The 8348-nt window shown below is 45.7% G+C and carries 8 protein-coding genes; 5 read left to right on the top strand and 3 right to left on the bottom strand.

The window, feature by feature from the left end:
* Nucleotides 1–86 precede the first annotated feature (86 nt).
* Nucleotides 87–971 carry an ABC transporter permease gene (locus NLX71_RS25635; protein ID WP_302058448.1) on the top strand — a complete coding sequence of 295 codons (885 nt, stop codon included), beginning with the start codon at nt 87–89 and terminating at the stop codon, nt 969–971.
* A complete protein-coding gene (locus NLX71_RS25630; protein ID WP_254366610.1) occupies nt 955–1896 on the top strand; it encodes an ABC transporter permease in 942 nt (313 codons plus the stop codon). The genes NLX71_RS25635 and NLX71_RS25630 overlap by 17 nt, the downstream gene beginning before the upstream one ends.
* A 130-nt stretch (nt 1897–2026) precedes the next feature.
* Here the strand turns inward: NLX71_RS25630 and NLX71_RS25625 are convergent, their stop codons facing one another.
* Nucleotides 2027–2314, bottom strand: a complete 288-nt coding sequence (locus tag NLX71_RS25625) for a Tn3 family transposase (RefSeq protein ID WP_375377971.1) — start codon at nt 2312–2314, stop codon at nt 2027–2029.
* A 171-nt stretch (nt 2315–2485) separates the two neighbouring features.
* Nucleotides 2486–3100: a hypothetical protein gene (locus tag NLX71_RS25620; protein ID WP_254366609.1), complete on the bottom strand. Its 615-nt coding sequence runs from the start codon at nt 3098–3100 to the stop codon at nt 2486–2488.
* A gap of 383 nt (nt 3101–3483) precedes the next feature.
* Here NLX71_RS25620 and NLX71_RS25615 point away from each other — a divergent pair, with 383 nt between their 5' ends.
* The 3 genes from NLX71_RS25615 (at nt 3484) to NLX71_RS25605 (ending at nt 6349) form a co-directional block, all read left to right on the top strand.
* Entirely contained in the window at nt 3484–4308 is an 825-nt protein-coding gene (locus tag NLX71_RS25615; protein ID WP_254366608.1) for a hypothetical protein, read from the top strand.
* A gap of 812 nt (nt 4309–5120) precedes the next feature.
* A complete protein-coding gene (locus NLX71_RS25610; RefSeq protein ID WP_254366607.1) occupies nt 5121–5594 on the top strand; it encodes an AAA family ATPase in 474 nt (157 codons plus the stop codon).
* Between the two features lie 32 nt (nt 5595–5626).
* Complete coding sequence (locus NLX71_RS25605) at nt 5627–6349, top strand: SDR family NAD(P)-dependent oxidoreductase (protein WP_254366606.1); 723 nt, start codon at nt 5627–5629, stop codon at nt 6347–6349.
* Nucleotides 6350–6437: 88 nt separating this feature from the next.
* On the opposite strand, the gene NLX71_RS25600 is transcribed toward NLX71_RS25605, so the two are convergent.
* Nucleotides 6438–8225, bottom strand: coding sequence for an ATP-binding cassette domain-containing protein (locus NLX71_RS25600; RefSeq protein WP_254366605.1), 1788 nt, complete (start codon nt 8223–8225; stop codon nt 6438–6440).
* Nucleotides 8226–8348 lie beyond the last annotated feature (123 nt).

The raw sequence follows: 8348 nt of genomic DNA, 5'->3' as shown, positions 1-8348 counted from the left end.
ACCTCCCGTTCAAGATACCTTCATTTTCTCATGAGCTTGAGGTTCTTGAAAGGTGGTGAGTATTTGACGCTCACATTTTCACCGGATTGGCAGTCGCCTTTGCATTTCGGACGGGATTGTTCAATATCGGTGCGGAAGGGCAGTTTATGGTCGGTCAGTTGGCTGCGGTTTCGGTAGGGATTATGTTCCAACTGCCGTGGTATTTGCACATGCCCCTCGCCATCCTGGCTGCGGCTGTCGCCGGGGGATTGTGGGGGTTGGTGCCGGGTTACTTGAAAGCGAGGCGCGGCGTTCACGAAGTCGTCACGACGATTATGATGAATTGGATCGGTCTCATCCTCGTCAATCATTTGATTCGGACTTACTTTAAGGCGCAGGCCGAACGGTCGGAAACGATTCGCGATACGGCATCACTTTCCTCCGCTTGGTTAAGCGAGTTATTCGGCGGGTCCCGCATTCATCTTGGCATTGTCGTGGCGCTCTTGGCCGCGATCGTCATTTATGTGCTGCTGTGGAAAACGAAAAAAGGGTTCGAGCTTCGCACCGTCGGCTTGAATCGTTCCGGCGCAGAGTATGCAGGCATGAACGTGAACAAGAACGTCATGATGTCGATGATGATCAGCGGAGCGCTGGCAGGCATTGGCGGAGCGTCGGAAGGCTTGGGGGTTTACGGATACATGACCCTTTCGAGCAGTTTTCCGGGATTCGGGTATGACGGCATCGCTGTCGCCCTCATCGGCGCCAACACGTCCATCGGTGTGATTTTGGGAGCGATTTTGTTTGGCGGATTGACGTTCGGAGCGCAAAATATGCAAATGGCCGCCGACGTCCCTTACGAAGTGATCCGCATTATTATTGCGCTCATTATTTTCTTTATTGCGTCAAGCTTGCTTGTATCGAGTTTCGTAAGCCGGTGCAAGAAGTGGTTGACGATACGGAAAGGGGGAAACGGTAATGGATCTGATGAATAATGCCTCAATTATTATCCACAACGCCGTCGTCTATTCGACCCCTCTGATTTTGACCGCTTTGGGAGGCGTCTATTCCGAGCGTTCGGGCGTCGTGAATATCGGATTGGAAGGCCTGATGGTTATCGGCGCTTTCTCGGGTACCGTCACCACATTGCTGACAGGCTCGCCTGTATTGGGCATCGTTACCGCCGTCTTAGCGGGCGTCTTATTCTCGCTGCTCCATGCGGTCGCATCCGTGACGTATCATGCCAATCAGGTCGTTAGCGGCGTAGCGATTAATTTTCTCGCGATCGGTTTATCGATCTTTCTGACGAAGCAAATGTTCGACGGAGCCGCCCAAACGTCTACGATCAAAAGCTTGATTCAGAAATGGGAAGTACCGGGATTAAGTCAAATTCCGTATCTCGGCAAAATGTTCTTTATCGCGTACCCGACTTCATACTTGGCGATCGGGATTGTGCTTCTCTCTTGGTACGTTCTGTACAAAACGCCGTTCGGCTTGAGGCTGCGGGCGGTCGGGGAACATCCTGCCGCAGCGGATACGCTTGGCATTCGCGTTTCCGTGATGCGTTACCTCGGGGTTATGATCAGCGGCGGCCTGGCCGGTTTGGGCGGAGCCGTCATCAGCTTGACGACAACGAGCAATTTTTCTTACAGTACGATTTCCGGTCAAGGCTTTATCGCGCTGGCCGCCGTTATTTTTGGTAAATGGCACCCGGTCGGAGCTATGCTGGCGGCTCTGTTCTTCGGCTTGGCGCAAGCCATCAACAGTTCCGCGCAAGTGCTTGGCTATTCCAATTATGTTCCAACCGCGTTTATCCAGATGCTTCCTTACGTTCTCACTTTGATTGTGCTGGCTGGATTTGTCGGTCGCGCCGAAGGTCCGAAAGCGGTGGGGAATCCTTACATCAAAGGAAGCCGCTAAATGATTGCTGTCTGTGAGAGGCCCATGTCATTTCGCATGGGCCTGCTCGCGGTACCGCCAAACAAATAACATAAAACCAACGCTAAGAAATTTTGTAGGCAAAAAAGTCATATACTCCTACGATTGGGAATTATCGGCTTTCTGCGTTCTGGATACGGAGTGGTCGTAACGCATTTGGGACAGTCAAATTTTTAGTTTGGAAGGTATATTCACAAAGAAATTTGATATGCTCCCATCCAAGAGGAGAAATGTGATGCAGCAGATTTTCTTGCAGAACATTTTTCTCTTTTATATATTCCGTCGCTTTTCCCAAATAAACAGTATTCCAGACACTAATTGCGTTGATTACGCACTGGCTCTTTGGAGTTGGTCCTGTAATGCACCGTTCACGTAACTCCCCATGTTTGCCGAAGAAGATTGCTCTAGCTAAGGCGTTCGTTGCTCCGCCTTTGTTTAATCCCCGGAAATTTTCCGTCGTAACGTTTCGCTTGAAATATAGTCCAGGATGAACATACCGACGGGAGCTATGTCATCTCTATGTCAAATATTTGGACGTTGAAAGAAAGTCCCCTTAGAAGTCATAACATTATTATCCTCCGACATGAAATACACCAATTACGGTTTCACCATCAACGTCATACAGCGGGACATCACGACCACTTGGCGATCTACTGTTCTGTAGTGAAATGGCTTCCGCGGGTGATTTTGGTTGTTCACCGTCAATGTCTTTTCTCAGCACATATCCTTTTGTACCATTCACACCTACAGCACTGATTAATTCAGGTTCCATTTTTGAAGAGGTAGTATCTATGGCAGAACCGTATGTCTGCCCGTTTTTATTTTTTGGATAGTTCATATTCTTAGCGCCGACATGAATAGAACCAATTATGGTCTTCTCATCAACATCATACAGTGGAGCATCAAGACCAAGTTCACTGAGATAATCTTTTTTTAGCACATATCCTTTAATGTCATCCACGCTTCCTGCATGGATTAAATCAGGTAGCATTTCAACGGAAACGAATTCTTCGGCAGAACCGTAAGTATGTCCTTGTTCATTTTCGGGATAATTGAGAGGATTTGCGTGGCTTTGATTAGTCGCATTATTAGCATTTGTGCTTTGGAATGCCACTACACCTCCCCCTACACAAACGATAAAAGCAACACCAACCAATAATCTGAAGCCTTTAAAGTACACTCTCACATTTGTTCACTTCCTTAAAATTTTTCACACTTTACCCTGTAACCGTTATACCCGTCTTTTTATTATACGACATCAAGCATTAAAAAGTTTCACTAATACCCATTTAGTCAAAAAAATACCAGACTATTCGGAAAAGAAAGAATGATTTTGACTAGCGACACATATAAGGTCACCATCTTTTGCAATATTCAAATAATTAATTTTCTATTAATCAAGTGGAAAAATTAGTATTTTCAAATTTGGAATAATATGATATATTTATATTTGATTGTAGTTTATTCCTAATTACAGGAAAATTGAGGTGGTTCATACCCTATAATCAGCTGTCATTCGTCTAAAAAGTATGATTCCAAAAGTATGAATAAGGGAGGATTAAATTTATCATGTTCCTAAAAAAGAAGTTCGCTTTAACCTCTACTTTAATAGTGGGTGTTGTTATTTCAACAGTCACGTCCGTTGCATTTGCAGGCAGCGCACAAGGCCCTAAATCTAGCTACGAAGTCGGTTCTTACAGGTACAGTAATTATGCAGAAGTACTAACTAGTCCCATGCCTCATAAACCTAACGATATGGTCGCAACAGGACATGTCGAAGCCAAAACAAATGTTCCAACAGGCTACATGGGTTTAAAAACTGAGTTATACTATGAAGATAAATTATGTGATGTTCAAGACTGGTATTATAATAAAGATAGTGCAGCAGGTCTTGAGACTAGTGCTCAGGGTAACTGTGGGGCAGGCAACTATTATGCTACAGGGAAAACTGCGGCATATAGTTTTGGCGAATACAAAATTTACGATATAACTAATACCCCAAAGCTTTATGGAGGCGCTAATTCTTTTACAATCACGAGTTCTTCAACATCTAGTGAATCCACTAACAAAGGTGACTCCAGTTTCCCGAAAAATAAGAATGGCGAGACATATGGATCAGCGGAAAATGTTGCATCAGGTTCAAAACCAGATTTAATTAAAGCGATTGGCGTTGATGGTACTCTCGGATATGTGCGAGCTAAAGACTTAGATACAAAAATGCCCGAAAAACCAGAGGAAGCAATTTCTAAACAACGTAGTCTTGCAGAGGAAAGTTATAGAGAAATTAAGTTATATGATGAGAATGGCGAAAAGGAAATAGGTACATTCCGCATATCTCAAAAACCAGATAATGTGAAAGAATCAAAGAAAGATTCATCCGATGATTATAAGTAATTTTTTGAGCAACATCAGCAGTAAATAATGCGAGTTGCTAAAAAACCAAGGAGCTAAGTGACATGTTCTCGCATAGCTCCTTGGTTTTTTGTATCAACACACATTATTTTATTATACGTGTCAACCATTTAATCCACTAATTTGGGGGCAATCTAAAAATTAGCGGTTGAGCTTTCAATTTGGTAACGGTAACCGGAATCGATTGCATTCAATTAAAATGGTAGCTTTATAGGACTCACGATTACGTGTGAAGAAGTGCAGACGCTGATGAGCCTTGATACGATTATGGCGTCCTTCGACCGTTGCGTAGCAGCGGAGAGAAGGCAAGCAGGGTTTCTAGCAGGCCTTGCTCTTTTCAACCAATTGATCGATGGGCGGATTCAGCAATCGATGATGTGCTGCGCTTGACACACTCCATTCAGGAAGGAGTGGTTTCAGCCTTTTTAGTAATGGGGAAACTTGTCTCTTTCGCAGGATGTTTGGAATAATGTTTATGATGAATATACCTTCCAAACTAAAAATTTGACTCTCCCAAATGCGTTACGACCACTCCGTATCCAGAACGCAGAAAATCAGTAAGTCCCTAATATATTAAAAATTATATTTTTTGCCTATAAAATCTCTTAGTGAGGGTTTTATGTAATTTGGTTGGCGGTACCCCTGCTCGAATATTCATGAACAATGAGCCCATGTGGGGCTTATTTGACGTTCATTTTTATAATAATTATAATTTAAGAAGCCATGAAAGTGATAACGAACGATTGCGCGTTTTGCCGATCAACAGAGGTTTCGAAAGGAGGGCCATCATCAAAATGAAGTCGATTATTCTGGTGACAGGGATGTCGGGTACGGGAAAATCAACGGTTCTGGCCGAGCTGGCTCGTAGAGGGCATAGGGTTGTCGATACCGATTACGATGGATGGAGCGAAAATATGGATGGTTCGGAATGGCTGTGGCGCGAGGATCGCATGGATACTCTACTCACTGAACATACCGAAGGTGCTTTATTCATTTCGGGTACGGTATCCAATCAAGTGAAATTTTACCCAAGATTCGATGCGATCGTGCTTTTAAGCGCCCCCATAGAAGTCATCCTTGAGCGTGTGGCTTCCCGTGAAACGAACGATTATGGGAAAACTGCTGAACAACGGGAAGAAATTATACAGTATGTCGAAACTATCGAGCCCCTCTTGCGTGACGCAGCTACATTTGAAATCGATACCCGTAAGCCGCTGGATCAAGTTGCAACCGAGCTTGAGCTTATTGCCAAGCGCCCAACGGTCTAATACTTTCGTTCAACAATAGAAGGGGTGATAGGATGAGTAAGAACTTTATTATATTTGGAGCAAGCCAAGGGCTGGGCGATGCATTTGTAAAAGGCTTACCCGCCAAGGGAGATACCGTATGGGTGGTGTCGCGCACACGACCAAGCAGTCTGGATATCCACGATGGCGTAACCCGTAAATGGCTCCAAATTGATTTATCGAGTCAACAGCAAATTCCTACTTTGAAAGAAACTTTAAAAGACGTTGCTATCGATGTATTAATTTATAATGTCGGAGTATGGGAAAAACGCGGTTTTGAAGATGACTATACGTTTGATCAGGATGAAGTTGGAGATATTTCGAACTTAATTAATATTAATCTAACCTCCACGATTACATATATTCAGGCGCTATTACCTAATTTAAGACAGGCGAAACACGGAAAAATCATTTTAATTGGTTCAACAGCGGGCTTGGATCATACGGGTAATGCACAAGTTTCGTTTGTCACATCTAAATTTGGCATACGCGGGATTACACATGCTTTGCGCGAGCATCTGAGACAAGATAAGATTTCTGTAACGTGCATTAATCCGGGAGAGCTTGCGGCAGAAGTACCTTATGAAGAAGGCGCAGAAAAGGCAATTGCGTTGTATCAAGGCACCCGTATTCCTGTACAAGATATTGTAGCCATTGTCCAATGCGTTATTCATCTATCGCCTGTTTCATGTGTAAAGGAAATTAATATTCCCGCCATAACCGACTTCAATGCATGATTGAAGAGCATGCCAATATACGTGTAAAAACAGATCACTTGATGGGCGATAGAAGATGCCATGAAGTGATCTGTTTTTGTGTGAACCATCACCTGCTCAAATACTTGCTGGTCAGTGAATGCTTTGCGCTTAAAAGCTGTTTTGGAGTGCCTTCGAAGATGACTTTACCGCCATTGCTGCCGCCTTCGGGACCCATATCTATGATCCAATCGGCGTTTCTGATGACATCGAGGTTATGTTCGATCACAATGACCGTATTTCCCGCATCTACAAGACGATTCATGATAGCCAGCAGATGGGCGATATCCGACATGTGCAGTCCGGTCGTCGGCTCGTCCATGACGTAAATACTTCCCTTTTTATGCAGTTCGCTGGCCAGCTTGATGCGTTGGAGCTCACCGCCCGATAGAGTGCTGAGCGGCTGGCCGAGTGTCAGATAATCCAGTCCCACGTCACTCATGGCTTGCAGCCTGCGCACAACTTCTTTGATATCAAAGAAAGCGAGAGCTTGTTCAACGGTCATCTCCAGCACATCGGCGATTGATTTATCGCCCAGCTTGTAGGCCAGCACCTCTTCTTTGAAACGTTTGCCGCCACATATTTCGCAGGTTGTTTTAACGCTGTCCAAAAATGCCACGTCGGTATACACAACACCAAGGCCTTGGCAGTTTTCACAGGCGCCCTTGGAATTAAAGCTGAACAAACCGGCGTTCACCTTGTTGGCTGAGGCGAAGGCCTTCCGCACATCGTCCATGATGCCTGTGTAAGTGGCCGGATTCGAACGGGTAGAGACACCGACAGCCGACTGGTCGATCACGATCGCATCGGGATGCTGCTGCAAAAAAACCTCGTGGATCAAGGTGCTTTTGCCGGAGCCGGCGACGCCTGTCACGACGGTGAATACGCCCGTTGGAATATCGACGTTAACATGGTTCAAATTGTGCAGGCTGGCGTCCACGACGGATAGTTTGCCCGTTGCCGGACGAAAATGATCCTTCAGCGGCATCGCCTGATTCATATGATTGCCCGTCAGCGTATCGGCCAGCAGCAGGCCGGAAAAGCTGCCTTCGTAAACAATGGTGCCGCCGCGGCTGCCGGCCAAAGGACCGACATCGACGATATGATCGGCTACTTGAATCACATCGGGGTCGTGTTCGACGACAAGGACCGTATTGCCTTTATCGCGCAGTTTTTGCAGCAATTCATTGAGCCGGTGCACATCGCGGGGATGCAAACCAACGCTCGGCTCATCAAAAATGTATACCACATCCACGAGACTGCCGCTCAGGTGTTTGACCATTTTGACACGCTGTGATTCTCCACCGGATAACGTGTCGGTTTCGCGGTCGAGGCTGAGATATTCCAGGCCAATATTAACCAAGTGCTGCAGTCTTTCCGTTAATGCTTTCACCATAGGCGCTGCTATCGGGTCTTTTATTTCTTTGATGACCTCAATCAGCCGACCTACCTCCATGGAAGACAGTTCGGCAATATGGTTGCCGTTGATTTTACAGTTGAGAGCCGCTTGGCTGAGACGAGCGCCGCGGCAAAGGCGGCATGGGCCATTGGTTATGAACGGCTCCACCATTTTCTGAGTGCGCTCCGGCCTCGTTTTAATATCTCGCTTGATGTACTTGCCGCTGAACTTCTCAATGATTCCCTCTAAAGTAAAATTTACAGATTTCCCTCCGACCTGCATTTCAACCTTATGCGGTTTGCCGTACAGTAGCTGTGCCATTTCCGCCTCGGTATAATCGGCAAGCTTTTTGTCGATATCAAACAAGCCTGACTGGGTAATAAGGTTCCAATCCCAGCTGTCCACGCCATAATCCGGAAGCAAGATAGCGCCTTCTTTAAGCGATTTGGATTTATCCAATGCTCTCTCCAAGTCCACTCCAAGCTTGCGGCCCACGCCGTTACATTCGTGAGCGTCAAATACTCACCACCTTTCAAGAACCTCAAGCTCATGAGAAAATGAAGGTATCTTGAACGGGAGGTT

The organism is Paenibacillus sp. MZ04-78.2, from assembly GCF_024213375.1.
In the GTDB taxonomy this organism is placed as follows: domain Bacteria; phylum Bacillota; class Bacilli; order Paenibacillales; family NBRC-103111; genus Paenibacillus_G.
Note: the sequence above shows the minus strand (reverse complement) of the source record. Positions and strands in the feature narration are given on the sequence as shown.

Coding starts and splice junctions, on each gene's coding strand:
- NLX71_RS25630 (WP_254366610.1), top strand. CDS start 955: ATGGATCTGATGAATAATGCCTCAATTATTATCCACAACGCCGTCGTC.
- NLX71_RS25615 (WP_254366608.1), top strand. CDS start 3,484: ATGTTCCTAAAAAAGAAGTTCGCTTTAACCTCTACTTTAATAGTGGGT.
- NLX71_RS25610 (WP_254366607.1), top strand. CDS start 5,121: ATGAAGTCGATTATTCTGGTGACAGGGATGTCGGGTACGGGAAAATCA.
- NLX71_RS25605 (WP_254366606.1), top strand. CDS start 5,627: ATGAGTAAGAACTTTATTATATTTGGAGCAAGCCAAGGGCTGGGCGAT.